Origin of the sequence: uncultured Agrococcus sp. (assembly GCF_945915485.1) — a bacterium.
GTDB lineage: Bacteria > Actinomycetota > Actinomycetes > Actinomycetales > Microbacteriaceae > Agrococcus.
Genome location: NZ_CAMEFJ010000011.1, coordinates 23042 through 45858, shown reverse-complemented (window position 1 = coordinate 45858; position 22817 = coordinate 23042). Strand labels below are relative to the sequence as shown.

The window sequence follows — 22817 nt, the reverse complement described above, 5'->3', positions numbered from 1 at the left end:
GCACGATGAGTGTTCGACAGAAACCAGTGTGCGGGGACCTCGGCCCACACCGACGCTCTCGCCGAAACCGTATGGCCAGCCGAAATCCGACCTCACGGGGCGTGATCTCTTTCCCAAGTGCCACCGACCCGTGCGTGAAATGCGCCGAGAATAGTTGAGAAACCACCCTTGGAGAGCCAGCCGAAGGGCGGCTTGTCATCTGAATCGCCAGAAGGCGTAACGATGTGATCGCGACGCGAGAACTCAGTGCGGGGTTCGGGTCGGAATTATCGAAGAATTCCGACAGAAGTTGCGCACCGAGCGCATCCCGCAGCGTGCATCCCAACCTAGCCGGGCCGTCCGGGAAACGAACGAGGCGCCTGCCGAGAGCACTTCCCGGCAGGCGCCTCGCTTATCCTCAGAGATCTCTTCTGCGCTTACCTGTCTTCCGGCTTGCGCTTGAACAGACCACGAGTCCGAGAGAGCCGGTAGTCGATGCGATCATCGACCCGTTCATCGACCCATGACGACACTTCCGGGTTCTCCGGGATGTGGCCGGCGAGCTCGTTGGAAACATGTGCCGTGAGGCGATCCACCTGCTCCATCCGCTGCGCTCGGTCGAGCACCTTGTGGTCGACCTGCAGCGCTCTGATCGTCGCCCATCCCATCAGCAGCAACACGATGCTGAACGGTAGCGCCGTCGCTAGCGCAGCCGCCTGCAGCGATTGCAGCCCACCGGCGAGCAGCAGCGCAATGGCGACAACACCTTCAAGCACCGCCCAGAGCACGCGCGACCAGGCGGGCGGGTTCGGGTGACCACCTGAGGCAAGCATGTCGACGACCAGCGACCCGGAGTCAGACGAGGTGATGAAGAAGATCGCAACCAGAATGATGCCCAGAATCGAGAAGATCATCCCGAAAGGCAGATCACCGAGCACTTGGAAGAGCGCACTCTCGACATCGACTTCACCATCTTGCACGAGATCCCCGGCTCCGAATAGTTGTCGGAAGAGGCCCGAGCCTCCCATGACCGAGAACCAGATGAAGCCGACGATCGTCGGCACCAGCAGAACACCGGCGACGAACTGACGGATGGTGCGGCCGCGGGAGATGCGCGCGATGAAGATGCCGACGAAGGGCGACCAGGAGATCCACCAGCCCCAATAGAAGATGGTCCATCCGGCGAACCAGCTGGTTGCTTCACCACGTTGGAACGCCCCAACGTCGAACGTCATGTTCATGAAGTTCGCGAAGTACAGCCCGACGGACTCGGTCAGGTTCTGCAGGAGGAACAGCGTGGGGCCGAGCAACAGCACGCTGATGAGCAGGATGCCCGCAAGCGAGAGGTTGATGTTCGAGAGCCATTTCATGCCGGCCCCGATGCCGCTGATAACCGACACCATGGCGATCAGGGTGATCACGATGATGAGCACGACGAGGATCGTGTTGTTCACCTGATCGACGATGCCGATCGCGGCCATCCCCGCCGAGATCTGCTGGACACCGAGCCCGAGCGACGTAGCCACACCGAACACGGTTCCGAAGATCGCGAGGATGTCGATAAGGTCACCCGTCCAACCCTTGACGCGCTCGCCGAAGATCGGTTCGAGCGCCCAGCGGATCGAGACCGGTCGTCCGCGGCGATGGATGGCGTAGGCGATCGCGAGGCCGATGACCGCGTAAATCGCCCAGGGGTGCAGACCCCAGTGGACGAAGGTCTGCGCCATCGCAAGACCGGCGAGTTCAGCTTCCGTTCCGTCCCATCCGGGCTTCGGGGAAACCGTTGCGTACGTGAGAGGCTCGCCAACGCCGTAGAAGACGAGCCCGATACCCATACCCGCTGCGAACAGCATGGCGAACCACGACAGCATATTGAACTCGGGCTTGTCGTTGTCGCGGCCGAGCTTGATTCGACCGAGTCGGGAGAACCCGATGAACACGGCGATGGCGATGAAGGCAGCCACTGAGAGCATGTAGTACCAGCCGAGGTTCGCGACGATCCAGTCCTGCATCGTCTCGAACGCTCCGCCCACAATGCCTGGCAGCGCGATGGCAAGCGCACACACGAGCGCGATCACGATGAGCGATGGCCAGAAGACGGCGGGCGCGATCATGCCCCTGCCCATCCTCACACCGTGACTGCGGAGCTTCCGCGTGATGTCGTCATCGGTGTCGTCATCGGCAATCTGCACGTCTTGCGGCAGATGCACGGTATCGGGGAGCCCTGGCTCGGATGGGATCACTTCTGTGCGGGCGCGCTCAGGCGCCGCGGGATCGTTCCCCTCTCCGTCTACAGAGGGGGTATTCGGTTCACTCATAGTTGTTTACCGTTCTGCTGCTGATTGTTGTACCCACCTACCATTCCGATTTTCAAGCGAACTCGCAAGCCTGTCGCTCGGGAATCCGTTGCAGCGGGGCGAGCTTCACGTTACCCGCGGGGGTCGGGAGGTGTGACTGAGGGCGAGTGCGCGGGCCTCCCGTCACAGACTCGAAATGCCACGCTGAAATCGCGAAAGACTGACAATCGGTCGGCCTCTCGTGCGCGAACGACAGGAAGTCGGTCTTCCGTGCCGATTCGACAGCTCGCCGCGGTACGCTCACAGAGTGACCACGGCAGGCCATCGCCATCTGTACCCAGGAGTGGGCTCCGCAGCGTACCGCGCGCATCCCGCCCACGACGAAGCGCTTCGACCATGACGCTGGGAAACCTCGCCATGGGGCTCTACATCGCGTTTGATCTGATCATCAAGATCGTTGCGATCGGCGTGGTCCCGGAGAACCGCAAGCCGTCATCGTCGACGGCCTGGCTCCTATTGATCCTGTTCATTCCCTTGGTCGGCGTGCCGCTCTTCCTCCTCATCGGCAGCCCGTACATCAACAAGCGACGGCAGAACATCCAGGCCCGAGCCAATGAGCTGCTCGAGATCGGCACGGAAACCTTGCCTACCGTCCCTCCCTCTGCCGATGTGGCCGAGGACCTCCGCGGCGTTGTCGAACTCTCCAGGTCCTTGACGTCGCTGCCGATGGTGACGGGCACCAACCTCGGCGTCGAGATGGAGTACGACGAGTGTTTCAAGCGCATGACGCGCATCGTCGATTCGGCCGAAGAGACCGTGAATGTCGAGTTCTACATCGCCGCGCGCGACTCGACGACGGATGCGTTCTTCCTGTCACTCGAGGCAGCCACGCAAAGGGGCGTCAAGGTCCGACTGCTGTTCGATCACATCGGGTCGCGCAAGTATCCGGGCTTCAAGCAACTGCAGCGCTGGCTGACGGATGCCGGCATCGATTGGCGACTCATGCTGCCGTTCCGCCCGTTCAGTGGCTCGTGGAAGCGCCCGGATCTGCGCAATCATCGCAAGCTTCTCGTCGTCGACGGCCGGATCGCGATAATGGGCTCGGCGAACCTCATCGAATCGACTTACGGTTCGGAGAAGAACCGTAAGCTCGGCCGGCATTGGAACGACATCATGGTGGAGCTCACGGGCGAGATCGTGTCCTCGCTCGAGGCGATCTTTGCCGTTGACTGGTACAGCGAGACCGGCGAGGTGGTCGACATACACGCCTACCGCCCCGGCACTCAGCACGAAGACGAGCACCTGTTGCCCAGCGCGCACGGCCCGGAGCGAGACGTTGGCGGCGCAGTCAACGCTGTGCAGCTCATCCCGTCCGGCCCGGGCTTCCGCACCGAACCCACGCTGCGTGCGTTCAACTCGCTCATGTACATGGCGCGCGAACGCATCGCGATCGTCAGCCCGTACTTCGTGCCCGACGAGTCGCTGCTCGCGGCAATCACGACCGCGGGGATGCGCGGCGTCAGTGTCGAACTCTACGTGAGCGAGCAGGCCGATCAGTTCATGGTGGACAGGGCGCAGTCGTCGTACTATCAAGCACTGCTCGACGCCGGCGTGAGGATCTTCATGTACCCGGCACCGCAAGTGCTGCACACGAAGTGCTTCCTCATCGACAACACCTGCGCGGTATTGGGTTCGTCGAACATGGACATGCGATCGTTCGGGCTCAACTACGAGATCAGCCTGCTGGCAACCGGTGGCGACATCGTCGAGCAGATTAACGGCGTCATCGCCGAATACCGACGCCTGAGCACGGAGCTCGACCCCGAGCAGTGGCCCAAACGCCCGCTTGGCCGACGCTACTCCGAGTCGGTTTTACGTTTGACTTCCGCACTGCAATAGCGTTCGGCAGCAACCGGTACCGTTGTCGCATGGACGAGTTCAAGATCGGCGACACCGTGCAGATCAAAGAGGGCGCACGGATCGGCAGCGTTGGCACGGTCGTTTACCTCGACGAGCCCCGCAATCTGTACCTCGTACGCGTGGGCGCCGATTATCAGAACTACTTTGCGGCGGATGGGATCGAGCTGTTCCGGCCCTGACCCGCTGCGAACATCAAGTCAGACCGAAATCGGGTCGGCGGCCAGCGCCTTCATCAGTGTGCGCACCGCCTGATTGCGGAGGTCGAAACCTTCCGCACCGCTGAGCGGCGTCATCCGAATCGCATAGAGCGTCGACCACAACAGATTCTCGGTCCAGTCCGCGCTCACCAGCGGATCAATACTGCCGTCCTCATGGCCGCGCGCGACGAGATCGACGATGCGGGTATCCGGCTCATCCTCGACTTCGGCTTCCGAACCTTCGCAGAGCGCTGCCGAGCCCGGGTTCATCCACCAAGTCAGCAGATCAAGGCGCTCGGTCAGCTCGACGTACAGGCGTCTGAACTGCTCGAGCCCCGTGCCACCGCCCTGCAGACCGCGGTCGACGACTTCGTCGTACTGCTCATTGACGTAAGTTCCGATAGCGACAGCCAACGATCGGCGGTCGGGGAAGTAGCGGTGCAACGTGCTGCGGGCGACGTCGGCTCGCGCTGCGACCTCGCCGAGGGGGGCGGACGGATCGTTCGAGAGCACGTCGATACCGGCGTGCAGAATGGCAAGGCGTGTGCGTTCACGCACTTTCGGTCGCTCGGCCATGGCACTACATTAACCGATTATTGCGAAACACGCTTGACTGAAATAAGACATTTATGTTTTATTTGATGCATGCCTGACTCAGCAACCGAAACTCAGCCGACGCCCTTCAGCGTCCTCTGGTCGTTCGTACGCCCCTACCTGCCGGTGCTCGTACTCGGCCTGTTCCTTGCACTCATCGTCTCCGCGATGGGCCTTGCGAGCCCCATGGTCACGAAGTGGGTGCTCGACACCCTCGAAGTCGGCGGCTCGCTCCTGCAGCCCGTGCTCGTACTGATCGTCCTGCTCGTCGTCGGCGCAACGGTCGGCTGGTTCCAGTGGGTGCTGCTCGGCAAGCTCGCCGAGGACGTCGTATTCGATGCACGCCGGCGCATGATTCTGCGCTACCTCGGTTCACGCGTACTCGAACTGCTGAAGCGCAGCCCCGGTGAGCTGGTCACCAGGGTGACTTCCGATACCGTGCTGCTGAATCAGGCGGCATCGTCCAGCCTGATCGGACTCATCAACGGCGGCATCATGATCGCCGGTTCGATCGCGCTGATGGCAACGCTCGACGGCGTGCTGCTCATCACTGCGATTATCGCGGTCGCCGTCGTCGTGCTCAGTTTCGTCGTGTTGATGCCCGCCATCGCGAAGGCCGAAGAGCGCGCGCAAGCCGCTCTCGGGGATCTCGGATCGGAGCTCGAAGGCACGGTCCGCGCGATCAAGACCGTGAAGTCGTCCGGCGCCGAAAAGCGACGCACTGCCCGCCTCCTGCACCACGCCTCGGAATCCAGGAGGCACAGCATGCGGTCGGTACGCATAGGTGCGGGCGTCTGGACGATCGCAGGGACGGGCATAGAACTCGCGATCATCGCCGTGCTCGCGATCGGCGCCTACCGCGTCTCCGAGGGCTACCTCACGGTCTCGGCGCTTGTCGCGTTCCTGCTGTACGTCTGGGGGCTCACCGGCCCGATCATGGAGCTCGCGCAGAACCTCACGACCCTGCAGTCCGGTCTCGCGGCTGCGGCTCGCATCCGGCAGGTCGAGCAGATCCCGCTGGAAGCGCAGCCGGATGCCGCAAGCACGTCCAGCAAGGAGCCGGAGGGTCCCCAGGCGATCGGGGGCAACGCAGCAACTGAAACGCTGCTCGAGCTCCGCGACGTTTCGGTTCGCTACGAGGAGGACGCTGCTCCGGCGGTGACCGGAGTCGACCTGCATCTGCCGCACCGCGGACACATCGCGCTCGTCGGACCGTCCGGCGCAGGTAAGACGACGCTGCTCTCGCTCATGTTGCGCTTCGTCGAACCGCGCGCGGGAGAAGTCCGGCTGGACGGCATCCCGTACGAACAACTCACGCACGCGCAGACTCGCGCGAACTTCGCCTACGTCGAGCAGGAGACACCGGTTGTTCCCGGCACCATTCGCGAGAATCTGCTCTTCGCCAATCCCGATGCGAGTGAGGAGCAGGTTGCGGGCGTACTGCAGCGCCTGCACCTGGCCGAGAAGTTCGATGAGCTTCCGGACGGGCTCGACACGATGCTGACGGAGACGAACGTCTCGGGCGGCCAACGACAGCGCATCGCGCTGGCCCGCGCGCTGCTGGCGGAGCCGAGCATCCTGCTGCTGGACGAAGCGACGGCACAGGTGGACGGTGTCACGGAAGCGGCGATCCAGCAGGAGATCTCCGACCGATCACGCGACGCGCTCGTCCTCACGATCGCGCACCGCCTGTCCACCGTGATCGACGCCGACGAGATCGTAGTGATGAACGACGGCTCGATCGCGGCGCGAGGAACACACGAACAGCTGCTGGCGACGAACGATCTCTACCGCGAGCTCGTCGCGGCACTGCGCATCGATACCGGCGCCAAGCACGAGTCACCGGCGGAGGCACGCACCTAACTCCCCCGCCGTATGGCAACTGCTGCGCGCACAGCAGCGCTGTTACTGTGACCGCATGCATCAGCACGTCGCCCCGACCGAGGGGGTTCCCAAACTGCGCACGAGTCGCCGCGTAGTCGTGTCTTTGTCGGCGATCATGGGCGCCCTGGGGCTCATCACTCTGATCGGTCTCATCGCGTTGTGGCCGAACCAGGCCGATCTGCCTGAGAAGCAGCCGCTGTTCGCTCACGAGGGATCAACCATCTCGGGTGAAATCGTCGATACGCACCCGGGTGAGGCCGGCGGTATGGTGACGATGCAGCCGGACGGCAGCGAGAACACGATTCTCGTGCATGCGAACCCGGATGTCCCCGCGGAGGACTTCTCAATCGGCGACAGGATCAGAGTCGTGAATCTGACCTCCCTGCAGGAGACGCCGTCCGGCCCCGAAACCGTCTACTCCTACATGGATCATCACCGCGAATGGCCCATGCTGGTGCTGTTCGGGCTGTTCGTGATCGCGATCGTCGCCGTTGCGCGCTGGAAGGGATTCGCCGCGCTGGTCGGGCTGATCGGCGCCATGGCCATGGTCTGGTTCTTCCTGCTGCCTGCTCTGATGACGGGTGCGAATGCGCTCATGGTCGCGCTCGTCACGGCGAGCGTCGTGATGATGATCGTGATGTTCCTGGCGCACGGCATCTCGGTGAAGACCGTCACGGCGCTGCTGGGCACGTTCCTGGGGATCGCATCCGTCGCAGCACTCGCGTGGTGGGCGATCCCGGCAACCAACCTCACGCCGCTCGCGCACGAAGATATGCGAAGACTGTTCTATTCGACCGAGGGCACCATCGATCCGAAGGGCATCCTGCTCTCGGCCATGGTGCTCACGGGCGTCGGTGTCTTGAACGACGTCACGATCACCCAGTCGGCGACCGTGATCGAGCTGCGATCGAGCGCACCGAACCGTTCGCGTCGATCGATCTTCGCGATGGCCATGCGCATCGGCCGCGACCACATCGCATCGACGGTCTACACGGTGGCGTTCGCGTACGTCGGCGCATCCATGGTCATGATCATGCTCGGAGCCACCTTCGATCTGACCATGCTCGAGCTGTTCACGTTCGAGGAGTTCGCCGCGCAGATCGTGCCGATTCTCGTAGTGTCCATAGGGCTCGTGCTGACCATCCCGCTCACGACAGCCATAACGGCATGGCTGTGCGGGGATCCGATCGAGGTCGAAAACGCAGATGACGCCGACGACGGGTTCGAAGACGAGCTTGAGGAGGACACTGCCGAGGCTTGAGCCCGCTGTGCCGGCTCCGACAGGCACGGAATAGTCGAGAGAATGCCCTTTGGGAGGCTCCCGAAAGGCATTCTTTCGACTATTTCACGAGCGCGACCACTACTTCGCGCCCGTGCATGGGCTCAGCGGTCCAATCGCGCACCCTCGGCCGAGACGGCCTCGGCGCTGGGGGCGCGAAACAGCCAGAAATGGCTGTTTCTCAGGAGCGCCACCGCGCATACTCCGCGATGCCGGCGCACGCCGCCTCTATCGACTCGAGCGACGACGCGAACGACAGCCGCAGATACCCTTCTCCTCCCGGCCCGAAAGCTGAGCCGGGGATCACGGCGACGTTCTTCTCCTCCAGCAGTCGGGCGGCGAGATCCCACGAGGTAAGCCCCAGGTCGCGCACGTTCGCCCACGCGTAGAACGCGCCCTCCGGTCGCAGCGCGCGCATGCCCTCGATGTCGTTCAACAGCGAAACGATGCGATCTCGACGCTGCTGATAGGCACCGAGCATCTGCCTCGTCACGTCTTGCGGGCCGGTGACCGCGGCCAGGGCGGCACGCTGCACGAAGCCGGGCAGGCATGAGGCAACGCCCTCCTGGATGAGCGGGATGGGCGCCACGAGGTCCGCGGGCCCGATCACGAAACCGCACCGCCAGCCCGTCATCGCGTAGGTCTTCGAGAAGCTGTTCACGACCATGAAGCGCTCGAACCCCGGGACGGCTTCGGCGATCGATGTATTGCGTGCGCCGTCGAACACCAATTCGTCGTACACTTCGTCGGAGATCACGACGAAGCCGTGCAGGTCGGCAAGGCGTGCGATCTCGGCGACATCGTCAGCATCCATAATGGAGCCCAGCGGATTCGAAGGGCTGTTGAGGATGATGGCGGTCGTCCGCGGGGTCAACGCTGCCTCGACATCGCGAGCGCGCAGCTTGAACGACTCTTCTTCGCGCACCGGCACCGTGACCGCGCGTGCTCCGAGGCGGTGCAGTTGACCGCGATAGTTCGGGAAGGCGGGGTCGGGCACCAGCACGTCTTTGCCGGGGCTCACCACGCTGTCGAGGGCGAGTGTCAGAGCTTCCATCGCGCCAACGGTCACGACGACGTTTTCGGCTGTCAGCTCACGCGACCAGCGGGCAGCGTACTTGGCGGCCAGCGCATCCCGCAGTTCCGGAATCCCGGCATTGGCGACGTAGCCGGTGTCACCGTCGCGGATCGCCGCGATACCCGCCTCCTTCACGTGATCGGGTGTCGGGAAGTCCGGTTCGCCGACCGTGAGTTTCACGACCTCCGGCCGGTTCTGGGCGAGGGTGAACATCTTGCGGATGTCGGAGGCCGGATACGTCAGCGCCATCGGCGAGACGCCGAACCGGTGTGCGGGGAACCCGGAGGATACGTTCATGCGACGTCTTCCTGATCAGTCCGGGTTATCGAGTACGGCGTCGAAGTCGCGATCGGGCTCAGCGCTCCTGTGGAACCGTCGGCCGGTCACTGCGCCGATGTCGATGCTCACGAATTCGCGTTTCACGGTGGGGATGAGCGGCTGCAGCGGTAGGGCCTCTGCGGCGTCGATCTCCGCGGTCGTTTCGAGACGTCGAGCCCTACCGCGCGCGATAACGCTCCAGGCTTCGTGCTCGCCGACCTGATCGATTTCGAACAGGACTTCTCGTGCTACAAGCGCGCCTGCGAGCTTCGTACCCGGCGCCGTGCGGAACGTGATCGATCGATCCACCAGGTGGTAGTTGATGGGGAAGATCTCCGCCGAATCGCCAACGCTGAACACCAGCCGCCCCATATCGAACAGGCCGAGAAGTTTGAGGCAGTCCTCCTCGGATATTTCGTGCACTGGGGTGTGATCCATGCCCCATGCTCTCACTACAGTGCACCGACCCGCCAGGTGCGAGGGAGAGCAGCGGCTACTGGCTGGGAGAACCCAGGTGCAGAGACGACTCGTCACGCAATCGGGGCTCTGTGCGGTACTCGGCGCGTACGCCGGTCTTGTCACGGTAGAACTCGCGAATCCGGTCCATGTCTGCCGCGACGTCACCGCTCAGCTTGAACGTCGGCCCGATACCGGCCGTCTTCGTCGAGCCGTCGGCGAATCCGAGGGAGACGGGGAGCCCGGCGCCCGTGGCGATCCGGTAGAACCCGCTGCGCCACCCCTTGCCCTTGCGCGTCCCCTCCGGCGTCACAACCAGCAAGAATCGTTCATCGCCCTTCGCGAGCTCGACAATCTCGTCTACCACTCGGCCGGGGTTGTCACGGTCGACCGTGATGCCGCCGAGCGAACGCATGACGGGCCCTCGCCACCCTTTGAACAGCTGCCGCTTGCCCAGCCAATGAATGCTGTATCGCCCTTCCCAGGCGATAGCGAGCATCAGCACGAAGTCGAAATTGGATGTGTGCGGAGCGCCGATCATGATGCGCGGACCGTCGTAGCGGTCCTGCTCGCGGGCAAGATTCCATTTCGAGCATCGCCAGAATACGCGGGCAACGCCGCGACGGAGCGTTTCGAGTGCCATGCCGAAAGCATACTGCGCAGGGTGTAGACCGCGGAGCTGCCGGTGACATCCATAGCCTCGGCAGAGCTCGCCGGAACCGCCTCTCGACGAACACGCGTCTCAGCACCTACAATGCACGGCATGGCTTCGATACGACCGAAGAAGTACGTGTTCGCCCTCGACTGCGCAGACGCGAGGGGGCTCGCGGAGTTCTACGCGGAGCTTCTCGGTTGGCGCGTGGACGATCGCCCCGAGTACGGCGACTGGGTGGATGTCCTGCCGCCAGAGGGCAGCGCAGCCTCGGTCAAGCTCGGCTGCCAGCAGATCGAGAACTATCGCCCGCCGACGTGGCCGGACGGGCCCATCCCGCAGCAGGCTCACCTCGATTTCTACGTCGACTCGATCGCGGCATCAACGGCTGCCGCAGAAGCCGCGGGAGCCGTGCGCCACGCCCACCAGCCGAGCGAAGACGGCAAATTCGTCGTCTTCCTCGACCCGGAGGGTCATCCGTTCTGCCTGTGCGAGGAGTGAGCTGCGCAGTTCTTCACCCGCGGTAGGCCTCCGCAAGCTCCGTGCCGATCTGCGCAAGCTCGGCGCGGACCTCAGCGGGCTCGAGCACGTCGATCGTGGCACCCCAACCCGCGAGCTGCTCGGCGATCGAGCGAGCCGTGTGGGCGGCGACCGAGATCTCGACGACATCGCCGTACTCTTCGCGAACTTCAAGATACGCACCGAAGTGATCGCGCAAGACCCACAGATACCGAGACGGCAGACGTACGGTTGCACGCACGAGTGAGCGCCGCGCCTCTATGCGCTCGGCGAACCGCCGCCAGTGCGCATCCAGATCGAAATCCGTCGGCCATTCGGCGGGCTCATCGGTCACGGTCACGGAGGCGACACGATCCATGCGGAAGGTGCGGGGTTCTTCCCCTGGGCGAACGCCGACGAGATACCACCTATCGCCCTTGTTGACGAGCCCGAGCGGGCTGATCGTTCTTTCGCTGCGTCGTCCGGCGCTGTCGGTGTACGCCATGCCCACGTTGACGCGATCGACAATGGCCTGCCGCATCGTCTGCACGTGCGGCGGCTCCTCCGCCGACGACTCACCCCAGCCTGCGCGTTCGACACGCACGGCCGCGGCCGCTGCCGCTGCGTCGTCGCGAAACGGGCCGGGCAGCGCTCGGAGGAGCTTCCGCACGGCAGACGAGATCTCCGACGACGCGCCCTCCGCGGCTCCGAGCATCGCGAAGAGCGCCTGCGACTCCTGCGCTGTGAGGCCGCTGAGATCTGTTCGCGCTCCGCCGATCAGCGACCATCCCCCTCCCCTGCCCTGCTGCGGATACACGGGGATGCCCGCCATCGACAGCGCCTCGAGATCGCGCCTGGCGGTCGCAACCGAGATCTCGAGCTCGGCCGCGAGCTCTTTCGCCGTGACTCGCCCACGGGCCTGCATCAGCAGTAGTGCGGAGATCATTCGGTCGGCGCGCATACTTCAAGCATCTCAGAGAAAGTGCTCATTCCGTGAGCACTTTAGCTGGAACCATCGAAGTATGGAAGAAATCACCGCACGGAACACCACCGAATGGGAGCACTGGCTCGAACGCCATCACGAGCAAGTCGACGAGGTCTGGATTCGAGTCGGCAAGAAGGCATCGGGCATCGAGTCCGTGCAGCCAGAGGAAGCGACAGAAATAGCGCTCTGCTTCGGCTGGATCGACAGCCACCGCCGCGCTGGCGACGAGAGCACCTATCTGCAGCGGTACTCGCCACGGCGACGCGGCAGCAACTGGTCGGCAAGAAACATCGCCGTTGCCGAGCGGCTCATCGCCGAGGGCCGCATGCGCCCGGCCGGCATGGAAACGTACCGCCGGCACACCCCACAGGACTAATCGAGTAAGAACTCAGAGATAAGGAAGCACCATGCTACGAGGATTCACCACCATCACCTTCTTCGTCGACGACGTACCGGCCGCGGTCGAGTGGTACCGAGAATTGCTGGGCGTCGACCCCTACTTCGCACAGCCCTCCATCGAGGAGCCCGCATACGTCGAGTTCCGTATCGGCGACAGCGAGGACGAACTCGGCCTCATCGACAGCCGCTACCGCCCGCCCGGTCATGGTGCGGCAAGCCCCGCGGGCGCGGTCACGTACTGGCACGTCGACGACGTGCAGACCTCTTTCGAGCGCCTACTCGAGCTCGGCGCACAAGAGATCGAGCCGCCCACGATCCGCAGCGAAGGGTGGGTGACGGCGTACGTCGCGGATCCGTTCGGGAACATCCTGGGGATCATGCACAGCCCGCACTACCTCGAGGTGCTCGGCCAAGGCGACTGAAGTGCTTGCTTTTGCGGGAGCGGCTCGAAGATCCAAGCGGTTCGGCACGACACCTCAATAAACAAGCAGTTCAGTCGCCAGGCGCCGCCTCGATGATCTCTCCGTTCCGGGGCAGCCCGCCCCGGAACGTGATAGGAACGGCTCGCGCACGCCGCGGGTCCCGGTGATCCATCGCCTGCAGGTGCAGGTGCGGCTCCGTACAGTTGCCGGAATTGCCGCACCGGCCGACCACGTCACCGATCTGCAGGGCTTGGCCGGCACGTACGGAAACGCTCCCGTGTTGCAGATGGCACAGCGCGACCACCGCCCCGTCCGCCTCGATCATCACGTGATTGCCTGCCAGGCCGATCCAGCCCGCGGCGACTCGACGACGCTGTGTCAGCGCATAGGCGACCGAGGGGAATCCGCGAAAGGCACCGTGATCCTGCTCGGCGTCGTGCACTGCGACAACACGACCCGCAACAGGAGATAGGACGGGACGACCGAACCCGGGGAATTTCTCCGGGCGCTCGGGGCGCACAAGCGACGCAAGCGTGAACGGCGCAGTGCGGCCGCGATCATCGACGGGAACGAAGTCGATCGCGTAGGAGGTCCCGAAAAGAGCGGTGCCATGGCTCGGCACACGTACTGCCGGGCTGTTCTGTGTCAGCCATCGACCCGAGAAGGGATATTCAAGGTCGATTGCAGTAATCACGCGCATCCCTCACTCCAACCGTCCCTCTCCTCGCATCGAGCCAGGGTGACCGAGGCGTCGTCCAGCGCTTCGCGAATGACCCGCAGCGCGAACAGCAGGTCGTCGTCGGCAGTGTCATCGCACTGCAGGACGATGCCCTCCTCCGCATCCGGCGCTGGTGACTCTCGGATGCCGCCGCTCCAGTACGCCGAGAGGTCACCGACCAGAACCCCCCGAGACTCGCAGCGCTCGATAACGGCAGGAACGCTGCCGGCGCCGTGCGTTCTGACAACCGCGTGGGCGCCGGAGATCATGTCGACCGGCAGCCCCGCGAGCTCCTGCAGCAGCAGGTCACGGCGACGGATCAGCGCGCGCCTCCTGCGGGTGATGCGCCGCCGCAGACCGCCGGAGTGCAGGAAATCCGCGACCGCTCGCTGCGCTATCGCGGGCGTACTCGGCCCGAGGTCCTCCGCCGCAGCAAGCAGCGCATCCCGAGCATCATCCGGCAAAATGACATAGCCGACACCCGCTTCTGCCGTCAGCACCTGGCTGAACGTGCCGACGTGGATGACGGCATCCGAGTGCAGATCGAACAGCGTCGGCACCGGGGCACCGACGTGACGGAAGTCGCTGTCGAAGTCGTCCTCGATGACGAGCATGCCGGTCTCGGACGCGTGCCGCAGCAGCTCCATGCGTCGCGCCGCGGGCATGCTGCCGCCAACGGGGAACAGGTGGTTCGGCGTCACGAGGACCGCGCGGGAGTCGCGCGGCAGCTTCGCGGGGATCAGCCCGGAGCCATCGACCGGCGTCTCTCGCACCGGCACCCCGCGGCGCTGCAGTACGCGTCGCAAGCCGGGATAGCCGGGGGACTCGACTGCGACCGGTGCGGCTTCCAGCCCTGCGAGGACGAGCGTCAGCCCATCTCGTGCGCCTCCCGTCACGATGATCGAGTCTGGGTCGACGACCATCGCCCGCAGCAATCGCAGGTGCTCTGCGATTGCGAGGCGCAGCTCCTGCAGGCCGGCCACCGCTGCCCGAGGAGAATAGTCGACCCGATTCGCGGTCGCCGCCTTACGCCACGCCTCGCGCCACGCGGCGTCGTCGATGACCGGTGCCGGACGCCTGCCCGGCATGAGGTCCACGGCATCCGGCCGCTTGCGCGCATCTTGCCGGGCGCACTGCGAGCGGTGCCGTCCTTGCGACGATTCGCCCACGGCCACGGCCGGCTCCTTCACGTTCGAACTCGCTCGTTCGATCCCGTCTGCCCTCGCGGCATCGGGGTGGATGCGCGTGGCACCTCCCGCTCTCGTCACGAGATAGCCCTCGCTCACGAGCTGATCGTAGGCGGAGACCACCGTGCCCCTTGCGACACCGAGCTGCTGCCCCAGTCTGCGGGACGAGGGAAGCGATTGGCCGGCTTCCAGAGCACCGTCGGCGACGAACCCGCGGACGCCCGCGGCGATTTGCGCCGCGATCGGGACGACGGATGCGCGATCGATCACGAAGGGCAACATGGTGCAATGCTACGCGAACTGGTCTAGTCAATGTGCCTTGAACTGGATCTTGCCGTAGACCAATCGCGCACAGCAAGCTGAATGACGGCGACGAACGAACACGACGCGGCAACACCGGAAGGTTTTCCAAGCAGTGCTAGATGGTTTTTATGGGTCTGGACGCCGTCTCGACCCGTAAAAACCTTCTGGCGCGGCATGAAACTGGCACCGACGCCGCGCAAATCTGAGAAGCAAATTTCCGCACATCACCGAACAAGGAGCACCATGACGACGACGCAAGAGCGCACCGCTGAGCAGGGCGAAACAACTCCGGCAACCCGCTTGAACAAGGGCCTGGCCCACATGCTCAAGGGCGGCGTGATCATGGACGTCGTCACGCCCGACCAGGCCCGCATCGCTGAAGATGCCGGTGCCGTCGCCGTCATGGCGCTCGAGCGCGTTCCCGCCGACATCCGGGCGCAGGGCGGCGTCGCACGTATGAGCGACCCCGACCTCATCGATGGCATCATCGACACCGTCTCGATTCCGGTCATGGCGAAGGCCCGCATCGGTCACTTCGTCGAGGCCCAGGTGCTGCAGGCGCTCGGCGTCGACTACATCGACGAGTCGGAGGTGCTCTCTCCAGCCGACTACACGCACCACATCGACAAGCGCGGCTTCGACGTGCCGTTCGTGTGCGGTGCAACGAATCTCGGTGAGGCGCTGCGCCGAGTCACCGAGGGTGCCGCGATGATCCGCTCGAAGGGCGAGGCCGGCACCGGTGATGTTTCGGAAGCCATGCGCCACATCCGCACGATCAACGCCGAGATCGCGAGCCTCGCAGCCCTTCCCGCCGATGAACTGTACGTCGCGGCGAAGGAGCTGCAGGCGCCCTACGACCTCGTCGCTCGGGTTGCTCGCGACGCCCGCCTGCCGGTCGTGACCTTCGTCGCGGGTGGTGTCGCAACGCCCGCGGATGCGGCGATGATGATGCAGCTCGGCGCAGACGGCGTCTTCGTCGGCTCCGGCATCTTCAAGTCGGGAGACCCGGCGGCTCGCGCTCGCGCAGTCGTACACGCGACAACCCACTTCGAAGACCCGGCGGAGATCGCCAAGGTCTCTCGCGGGCTCGGCGAAGCCATGGTGGGCATCAACGTCGCCGACCTCGCGGCACCGCACCGCTTGGCCGAGCGCGGCTGGTGAACGCACGCGTCGGCATCCTCGCCCTGCAGGGCGCGATCGAGGAGCACTCGAGGCTCCTCAGGGCCCTTGGCGCATCGGTGACCCCGGTGCGTCGACCGGAGCAACTCACGGGGCTGAGCGGGCTGGTCATCCCGGGCGGTGAGAGCACCGCAATCGCACGGTTAGCTGCTTCGACAGGGCTCCTGCCCGCAGTGCGCGAGCGAGTGGATACCGGGCTCGCCGTGCTCGGCACCTGCGCGGGCCTCATCCTCCTCGCCGATCACGTGCTCGACGCGGACGCCCTCGCGGGCTTCGATCGCGTCGGCGGCCTGGACGTCACCGTACGCCGCAACGGCTACGGCGGGCAGCTGGAATCGTTCGAGGCGGATGCTGACATAAGCGTCGATGGCACTCCGGGCGACCGGATGCGCGCCGCGTTCATCCGCGCGCCGATCATCGAGGCCGTCGGCCCCGGGGTGGCGACCATCGTGCGCCACAATGGTCAGCCGGTCGCAGTACAGCAGGGGCGTCTCGTGGCGGCGACGTTCCACCCGGAGATCACGGGCGAGAACCGTCTGCACAGGCGCTTCCTCGACCTGGCGGCGCAGCGGGCCGCGGACGCCGCAGCATAGCCTCCTCGACGCAACCTCGTTCGCAAGGGGGATGCGGTACACGCTGTGCGCAGGAGAGTATGGAGACATGAACTCAGCCGTGCAGCTCATCCGTTCCGCAGATCTCAGCGACCGCGCACAGTACGCCTACGCCGCCACGGCACCGAAGGATGCTCGATTTATCTTCCTCGCCGGCTCCTGCCCGCTGAACCTCGATGGCTCCACCGCCGCCATCGGCGATTTCGCCGGCCAGGCGGCGAAATGCATCGAGAATTTGGAGATCGCGCTCGCGGAGGCCGGGGCGAGTATGCGTGATGTGATCTCGACGCGCGTGCTCGTGGCGTCTGCACGCCAGGAGGATCTCGTGACGGCATGGGATGTCGTAGCAGCGGCATTCGGCGACCACGACGTGCCGAGCACGCTACTGGGCGTCACGGTGCTCGGCTACGACGATCAGCTGGTCGAGATCGAGGCAACCGCCGCCGTCCGTGACTGACGAGCCACCGTCAACGCACGAGGTACGACCGGCGATTAGACGCTAGATGACTTGACGGGATCAATGGACCTGAGCCCTAAGCGACCGGCAACCTCAAGCATCTTCATGTCGTGCGTGGCTACCGTTACGCGTTCCCCGATGAGCAGTGCCGTGGCCAAGTGCAGTGCGTCGAGGGTTTTCACATGGCGCTCGATGGACTCCGCAACCGAATGCACTTCGCGGGTGATATCCAACAGCCCAACTCGGTCGAGCAGAGGGGCGCCGTCGGAGAGTGGCCGTTCATCGCGACGCAGTACTCGCACGACCTCGGTGCGTAACAATCTCGACGACAGAAACGTCGTATCGGGCGTCTGCATCCAGGCAACGAGCGCATTGCGTTCCGGCACATTCAAGATCGTGCGAAGCGCGACCGAGGAATCCAGATACACGAGTGACCCCATCAGTGTTCTCCGCGCAAGTCCGCCAGGAGCTCGTCCACCTCTTCTTCGGTGTATTCCGGGCCTCCCGGCTGCTGCGGCCAAGGCGCGGGTGCCGACGAGGGTGGCGTGTAGCGACCGTCACGCTCGAACCGCTGCAACGTGTCGGCACTTTCGCGCGTGGTGCTCAACCGCCAACGCGGCCTTCCGCGCTCGGTCACAACCACATCCTCAGCATCCGTAACGGCGTCCAGGACACCGGCGGTGTTCTGGTTCAACTCTCGTTTCGATACTGTGCGCATGACCTCATTGTACTACTTATGTCTGACATTGCCGGCGTCGAACACTGCCATCTGTCGGCAGAGGGGGTCATACGAGTGTGACAACGGAAGAAGGCAACACCCTCGGCGCCGGCCACCCCAGGGCAGCGAAACCATAGAAAATCGAAAGGCGTTCCAGATTGCACCTAGTGCAACGTTGCACTTAGTGTATTCACGTGATCGCTTCGAACTCCGCTCCCGAAACGGGTGACGTCGACGACCCGACCGACACCAAGCAGTCGAAGTGCTTCGTCAAGGGCACGTCGAAGCCGGCGCAGGATCGCCGCGAAGCTCAGAAGCAGCGGTCGCGAGAGCAGATCCTGCAGGCGGCGGAAGACCTTGTCGCGCAGCAGCGTTCCGCGCTCTTCTCCGTCGATGAACTCGCGGCCAAGGCAGACGTCTCGCGCCGCACGATCTTCAATCACTTCGCCTCACTCGACGAGGTGCTCATCACGCTCGCATCAGAGAGGCTGCGCCATTTCGTCGATCGATTCGGTGAGGCCATCCGCGCCATCGAGCCATCCGTAACTCGAGAGTCGCTGTTCGACGCCGGAGTTCACACACTCAAGGTGCCCGATCTTCTCGACACGATCGCGTTCTTCGCGAGAAGCCTCGGCCCCGACCCGGGCGTCATAGGTCACACCGACGAGCTTTTCCACGCAACACTCAGCCGCACCGGCGACGAACTCATTGGCGAGATCGTCCGCTCATCCAGCGACCTCGACGCATTCGACGCGGAGGTCGCTGTCGCTCAGGTCATCAGCGGGGTTTCCACCGCTGCACGACACTGGGCACGAGAAACGGACACCGTCCTGACCCCGGAATCCCGCGAGCGCTTCAACGAGCTGCTCGCGAGAGTCACGGCCACCTGGCCGACGGAGTCCGGACCAACTTCCCCTCGCTAATACCCGCTCATCGAAAGGGCCATCGTGGCAGAATTCCTCTACCGTCTCGGGCGAGCCTCAGCTCGCCGAGCCTGGGTCGTCATAGCATCCTGGCTCGTGCTGCTGGGGCTCGGCGCGGGCGCATACTTTGCGTTCAGCGGCACACTCGTCGGCACCGTCAACATCCCCGGCACCGAAACCACCAGGGTCACCGACCAGCTGGCGGACGAAATACCTGAATCCGCCGGCGGAACAGGGTCGGTCGTGTTCCAGACGGACAGCGGCGACGGGTTCACCGACGAGCAGCAGGATGCGCTGGCCGCAATTCTCGACGACACGACCGATCTCGAGGGGGTCGAGAGCGCTGTCGACCCGTTCGATTCGCAGCAGCAGCTCGCCGACCAGGAACGCGAGATCGCAGACGGCTTCGACGAACTCGAGGATGCCCGAGAACAGCTGGATGCGGGCCTGGAGGAACTCGAGAACGGGCAGGAGCAGCTCGATCAGGCGCAGTCGGAACTCGACGAGGGCCGCGAGCAACTCGACCAGGCGAAAGAGCAGATGGAAGCGATGGGCGTCGACCCGTCCACCAACCCCGAGATCGTCGGCCAGGAACAGCAACTCGACCAGGGCCAGGAACAACTGGACCAGCAGCAGGAGCAGCTGGACAACGCTCGATCCGAGCTCGAAGACGGCGAAGAGGACTACGAGTCCGGGCTCGCAATGCTCGAGGACGGCAGCGCGCTCTTCGACCTCGCCGCCGGTATCCGGCAGGTATCGGAAGACGGCAGCACCGCCGTCGGCGCGATCGTGTTCGAGGACTCGCTCTTCGACGTGACGCCCGAGGTACGCGAAGCCGTCACGGAGTTCATCACCAACGAACTCCCCGATGGCGTCACGGTCGACTTCTCACAGGAACTCACGATGGAGATCCCAGAGATTCTCGGCCCGAGCGAAGTCGTGGGCGTCGCGATCGCCCTCATCGCGCTGCTCATCCTGATGCGCGCGCTCCTGCCGGCGATCATCCCCATCCTGTCGGCCGTCATCGGTGTCGGTGTGGCCACCACGGCCGCGCTCGCCCTTTCCGGCGCGATCGAGATGATGTCGGTCACGCCCGTGCTCGGTGTCATGCTGGGTCTCGCGGTCGGCATCGACTACTCGCTGTTCATCATCAACCGGCACCGAAGGCAGCTGAAGGACGGCTACGATCTGCACGAGTCGATCGGGCTCGCGAACGGCACCTCCGGTAACGCGGTCGTGTTCGCGGGCGCGACCGTCATCGTGGCCCTGCTCGCGCTCAACGTCAGCGGGCTCGGTTTCCTGGGGCTCATGGGTTCGGTCGGCGCGTTCGGTGTCTTCATCGCCGTGTTGATCGCGACGACGCTGACTCCGGCCTTCCTGGGACTGATCGGGATGCGAGCGCTCGGCAAGCGCGAACGCGAGCGCATCGGTTCGAACGGCGGCAGCGCTTCTGCATCACAGGTGAAGCCGATGGGCAATCTGCGCGCCGTATTGACCGGCGTGGCGGCGATCGTGCTGCTGCTCATCATCGCGATTCCTGCGCTGTCGATGCGACTCGGGATGCCGACCGGCGCATCCGAACCGCAGGACTCCACGCAGTACCGCGCCTACGTCGCGATCGAGGACGAGTTCGGCCCGGGTATGAACGGCACGCTCCTCGTGGTCGCCGATGCGCCGGAGAGCGTGAGCGACGACGACCTCGTGTCGCAGCAGCTGGAGATCGCCGAGCAGATCGCCGAGCGGGATGCCGTGCACGCGGTCGCGCCGATCGCCACGAACGATGACAACAGCGTGCTGGCGTTCCAGGTGATTCCCGAAGAGGGTCCGTCAGCCGAGTCGACCGAGAACCTCGTGCACGATCTGCGTGACCTGTCACCGCTCGAGGGTGACATCGAGCTCGGCGTCGCGGGCAGCGCGAGCGGCAACATCGACATCTCCGAGCGACTGGCGGATGCTCTGCCCGGCTACCTCGCACTCGTGGTCGGGCTGTCGTTCGTGATTCTCGTGTTCGTGTTCAGGTCGCTGCTGGTGCCGCTGACGGCGACGCTGGGCTTCGTCCTGTCGCTGTTCGCGACCTTCGGAGCGATCACGGCTGTCTTCCAGTGGGGCTGGCTCGGCAGCGTCCTCGGAATCCACTCGCCCGAGCCGATTCTGAGCTTCGCCCCGACGATCGTGATCGGCATCCTGTTCGGGCTCGCGATGGACTACCAGCTCTTCGTCGCCTCGGGCATGCGAGAGGCGTATGCGCACGGCAACGATGCGCGCACGGCGGTGCAGCTGGGGTTGAGGAATGGAAGAGCCGTTGTGATCACCGCTGCGATCATCATGATCTCGGTGTTCGGCGCCTTCATCTTCAGTGATTCGGCCATGATCAAGCTGATGGGCTTCGGCCTTGCCGTGGGCGTGATGTTCGACGCGTTCGTCGTGCGCTTGCTGCTGATTCCGGCCGTCATGCACTTGCTGGGCAAGTCGGCCTGGTGGCTGCCGAAGTGGCTCGACCGGATTCTGCCGAACGTCGACGTCGAGGGCGAACGCCTCGAGCGACGCCACCCCGGTACCGGACCTGTCGAGGTCGCTGCGGCGGATGCCGGCGCGGGCGCAAAGGACGACGATTCGTCAACAGACTCCGCCGAGTCGAAGACGGAACGCGGCTAGCCTCGACCCCTCGCAATTCGGGAAATGCCTATTCAGCAGCGTGCTGGGTAGGCGTTTCCCGAACCGGCAGTTCTGGCGATTCGGGAAACGCCCAGCGATGAGTGCGCTCAGTAGGCGTTTGCCGAATTACACGGCCGCTCGCCGCAAGGTCCAGCGCAAGACAGAGGATGAGCTGCCTAGAACTCCTCGTGGGTTTCCGGGTCCCAGTCGGGATGCACGGGCTTCGCAAGCGCTGCGGCGCGCTCGAAGTCGGCATCCGTGAGATCGAAACCGAACACGTCGAGGTTCTCGCGCTGCCTGTCGGGGTTGCCGGACTTCACAACGGGCACGGTGCCCTGCTGGGTGTGCCACCGCAGCATCGCCTGCCCGAAACCGACACCGTGCTCCTCAGCGATGCCCGTGAAGACCTCTTTCGTGTCATCGCCTATACCGTGCAGACCGCCGAGCGGACTCCATGCCTCGGTCACGATGCCGAGCTCGGCGTGCACCTCTCGCCAGTCACTGCGCGGCAGGTCGGGCGTCACCTGGATCTGGTTCACGGCAGGGGTCACGCCTGTCTCGTCGATGAGGCAACGCAGGTACTCGGGCGTGAAGTTGCAGACGCCGACGCTGCCGATCTGCCCCTCTGCACGAGCATCGAGCATCGCCTTGAACGAATTCACGTACTCGTTCAACCGCGGCAGCGGCCAGTGAATCAGGTACATGTCGATGCGCTCGAGCCCGAGTCGCTGGAGCGACCCCTCTATGGATGCCCGTGCTGCGTCGTACCCGTGGTCGCGCCCCGGGAGCTTCGAGATCAGGGTGATCTCATCGCGGGTCACATCTCCCGCGGCCACCGCGTCGCGAATCGCCCTGCCCACCGGCTCCTCGTTGCCGTAGCGCATCGCCGTGTCGATCATCCTGTAACCGACTTCTATGGCGCTCCGAACGGCTCGGTAGCCGTCGTCCTCGAGGAGCCCTGCCGTGCCGAAGCCGATGCCGGGAATCTCGTGACCGTCATTGAGTCGATAGTTGGGGATGCTCATAGCGTCAGACTATCTCGCGTCGACAATCGCCCACGGTAGTCGTCACTGAGCAATCCTGTCACTGAGCAATCCGTCATGGCCTCCCG

General features: G+C 64.4%; 23 protein-coding genes. 12 read left to right on the top strand and 11 right to left on the bottom strand.

The annotated features are described in order from the left end of the window. Positions 1 to 416: 416 nt before the first annotated feature. Positions 417 to 2297 carry a BCCT family transporter gene (locus tag Q0O95_RS03820; RefSeq protein ID WP_293695461.1) on the bottom strand — a complete coding sequence of 627 codons (1881 nt, stop codon included), beginning with the start codon at positions 2295 to 2297 and terminating at the stop codon, positions 417 to 419. A gap of 375 nt (positions 2298 to 2672) precedes the next feature. Between Q0O95_RS03820 and cls the strand changes: the two genes are divergently transcribed. Further along, a complete protein-coding gene (gene cls / locus Q0O95_RS03815; protein ID WP_293695459.1) occupies positions 2673 to 4175 on the top strand; it encodes a cardiolipin synthase in 1503 nt (500 codons plus the stop codon). 29 nt (positions 4176 to 4204) lie between these two features. Then, the gene (locus tag Q0O95_RS03810) at positions 4205 to 4375 is read left to right on the top strand and encodes a hypothetical protein (RefSeq protein WP_293695458.1); all 171 of its coding nucleotides are present in this window, start codon (positions 4205 to 4207) and stop codon (positions 4373 to 4375) included. Positions 4376 to 4393: 18 nt separating this feature from the next. Here Q0O95_RS03810 and Q0O95_RS03805 read toward each other — a convergent pair whose 3' ends face one another. Next, positions 4394 to 4969 carry a TetR/AcrR family transcriptional regulator gene (locus Q0O95_RS03805; protein ID WP_293695456.1) on the bottom strand — a complete coding sequence of 192 codons (576 nt, stop codon included), beginning with the start codon at positions 4967 to 4969 and terminating at the stop codon, positions 4394 to 4396. Between the two features lie 69 nt (positions 4970 to 5038). Here Q0O95_RS03805 and Q0O95_RS03800 point away from each other — a divergent pair, with 69 nt between their 5' ends. Together Q0O95_RS03800 and Q0O95_RS03795 are read left to right on the top strand one after the other, a co-directional pair. Then, entirely contained in the window at positions 5039 to 6850 is a 1812-nt protein-coding gene (locus Q0O95_RS03800) for an ABC transporter ATP-binding protein (RefSeq protein ID WP_293695453.1), read from the top strand. 55 nt (positions 6851 to 6905) lie between these two features. After that, positions 6906 to 8132: a YibE/F family protein gene (locus Q0O95_RS03795; RefSeq protein ID WP_293695450.1), complete on the top strand. Its 1227-nt coding sequence runs from the start codon at positions 6906 to 6908 to the stop codon at positions 8130 to 8132. A 199-nt stretch (positions 8133 to 8331) separates the two neighbouring features. Here Q0O95_RS03795 and Q0O95_RS03790 read toward each other — a convergent pair whose 3' ends face one another. Genes Q0O95_RS03790 through Q0O95_RS03780 form a run of 3 tightly spaced genes read right to left on the bottom strand, consistent with a single transcriptional unit; the run spans position 8332 to position 10642 of the window. Next, positions 8332 to 9522: a pyridoxal phosphate-dependent aminotransferase gene (locus Q0O95_RS03790; RefSeq protein WP_293695448.1), complete on the bottom strand. Its 1191-nt coding sequence runs from the start codon at positions 9520 to 9522 to the stop codon at positions 8332 to 8334. 15 nt (positions 9523 to 9537) lie between these two features. Beyond that, entirely contained in the window at positions 9538 to 9981 is a 444-nt protein-coding gene (locus tag Q0O95_RS03785) for a pyridoxamine 5'-phosphate oxidase family protein (protein WP_293695446.1), read from the bottom strand. 55 nt (positions 9982 to 10036) lie between these two features. After that, positions 10037 to 10642 carry a 1-acyl-sn-glycerol-3-phosphate acyltransferase gene (locus tag Q0O95_RS03780; protein ID WP_293695444.1) on the bottom strand — a complete coding sequence of 202 codons (606 nt, stop codon included), beginning with the start codon at positions 10640 to 10642 and terminating at the stop codon, positions 10037 to 10039. Positions 10643 to 10762: 120 nt separating this feature from the next. On the opposite strand from Q0O95_RS03780, the gene Q0O95_RS03775 reads away from it, so the two are divergent. Then, the gene (locus Q0O95_RS03775) at positions 10763 to 11152 is read left to right on the top strand and encodes a VOC family protein (RefSeq protein WP_293695443.1); all 390 of its coding nucleotides are present in this window, start codon (positions 10763 to 10765) and stop codon (positions 11150 to 11152) included. Between the two features lie 13 nt (positions 11153 to 11165). Here the strand turns inward: Q0O95_RS03775 and Q0O95_RS03770 are convergent, their stop codons facing one another. Continuing rightward, on the bottom strand, positions 11166 to 12110 hold the full coding sequence (locus tag Q0O95_RS03770) for a YafY family protein (RefSeq protein ID WP_293695440.1): 945 nt from the start codon (positions 12108 to 12110) through the stop codon (positions 11166 to 11168). A gap of 61 nt (positions 12111 to 12171) precedes the next feature. Between Q0O95_RS03770 and Q0O95_RS03765 the strand changes: the two genes are divergently transcribed. Then, positions 12172 to 12510, top strand: a complete 339-nt coding sequence (locus Q0O95_RS03765; protein WP_293695437.1) for a hypothetical protein — start codon at positions 12172 to 12174, stop codon at positions 12508 to 12510. Positions 12511 to 12541: 31 nt separating this feature from the next. Next, on the top strand, positions 12542 to 12955 hold the full coding sequence (locus tag Q0O95_RS03760; RefSeq protein WP_293695434.1) for a VOC family protein: 414 nt from the start codon (positions 12542 to 12544) through the stop codon (positions 12953 to 12955). Positions 12956 to 13025: 70 nt separating this feature from the next. Here the strand turns inward: Q0O95_RS03760 and Q0O95_RS03755 are convergent, their stop codons facing one another. Together Q0O95_RS03755 and Q0O95_RS03750 are read right to left on the bottom strand one after the other, a co-directional pair. Further along, a complete protein-coding gene (locus tag Q0O95_RS03755; protein WP_293695431.1) occupies positions 13026 to 13655 on the bottom strand; it encodes a M23 family metallopeptidase in 630 nt (209 codons plus the stop codon). After that, positions 13646 to 15142, bottom strand: a complete 1497-nt coding sequence (locus Q0O95_RS03750) for a PLP-dependent aminotransferase family protein (RefSeq protein WP_293695428.1) — start codon at positions 15140 to 15142, stop codon at positions 13646 to 13648. Before Q0O95_RS03750 ends, Q0O95_RS03755 begins: the two co-directional genes overlap by 10 nt. 264 nt (positions 15143 to 15406) lie before the next feature. Between Q0O95_RS03750 and pdxS the strand changes: the two genes are divergently transcribed. The 3 genes from pdxS to Q0O95_RS03735 all read left to right on the top strand — a co-directional run bounded on the left by pdxS (position 15407) and on the right by Q0O95_RS03735 (position 17410). Continuing rightward, on the top strand, positions 15407 to 16324 hold the full coding sequence (gene pdxS, locus Q0O95_RS03745; RefSeq protein WP_293695426.1) for a pyridoxal 5'-phosphate synthase lyase subunit PdxS: 918 nt from the start codon (positions 15407 to 15409) through the stop codon (positions 16322 to 16324). Continuing rightward, entirely contained in the window at positions 16321 to 16935 is a 615-nt protein-coding gene (gene pdxT / locus Q0O95_RS03740) for a pyridoxal 5'-phosphate synthase glutaminase subunit PdxT (RefSeq protein ID WP_293695424.1), read from the top strand. Before pdxS ends, pdxT begins: the two co-directional genes overlap by 4 nt. Positions 16936 to 17002: 67 nt before the next feature. Then, positions 17003 to 17410, top strand: a complete 408-nt coding sequence (locus Q0O95_RS03735; RefSeq protein ID WP_293695421.1) for a Rid family hydrolase — start codon at positions 17003 to 17005, stop codon at positions 17408 to 17410. A gap of 35 nt (positions 17411 to 17445) precedes the next feature. Here the strand turns inward: Q0O95_RS03735 and Q0O95_RS03730 are convergent, their stop codons facing one another. Together Q0O95_RS03730 and Q0O95_RS03725 are read right to left on the bottom strand one after the other, a co-directional pair. Beyond that, complete coding sequence (locus Q0O95_RS03730; RefSeq protein WP_293695418.1) at positions 17446 to 17850, bottom strand: type II toxin-antitoxin system VapC family toxin; 405 nt, start codon at positions 17848 to 17850, stop codon at positions 17446 to 17448. Next, on the bottom strand, positions 17850 to 18128 hold the full coding sequence (locus tag Q0O95_RS03725) for a type II toxin-antitoxin system Phd/YefM family antitoxin (RefSeq protein ID WP_293695415.1): 279 nt from the start codon (positions 18126 to 18128) through the stop codon (positions 17850 to 17852). Before Q0O95_RS03725 ends, Q0O95_RS03730 begins: the two co-directional genes overlap by 1 nt. 194 nt (positions 18129 to 18322) lie before the next feature. Here Q0O95_RS03725 and Q0O95_RS03720 point away from each other — a divergent pair, with 194 nt between their 5' ends. Both Q0O95_RS03720 and Q0O95_RS03715 read left to right on the top strand, forming a co-directional pair. Next, positions 18323 to 19051: a TetR/AcrR family transcriptional regulator gene (locus Q0O95_RS03720; RefSeq protein WP_293695412.1), complete on the top strand. Its 729-nt coding sequence runs from the start codon at positions 18323 to 18325 to the stop codon at positions 19049 to 19051. Between the two features lie 24 nt (positions 19052 to 19075). Further along, entirely contained in the window at positions 19076 to 21706 is a 2631-nt protein-coding gene (locus Q0O95_RS03715; protein ID WP_293695410.1) for an MMPL family transporter, read from the top strand. A 176-nt stretch (positions 21707 to 21882) separates the two neighbouring features. Here the strand turns inward: Q0O95_RS03715 and Q0O95_RS03710 are convergent, their stop codons facing one another. After that, on the bottom strand, positions 21883 to 22731 hold the full coding sequence (locus tag Q0O95_RS03710; RefSeq protein ID WP_293695408.1) for an aldo/keto reductase: 849 nt from the start codon (positions 22729 to 22731) through the stop codon (positions 21883 to 21885). Between the last annotated feature and the right edge of the window lie 86 nt (positions 22732 to 22817).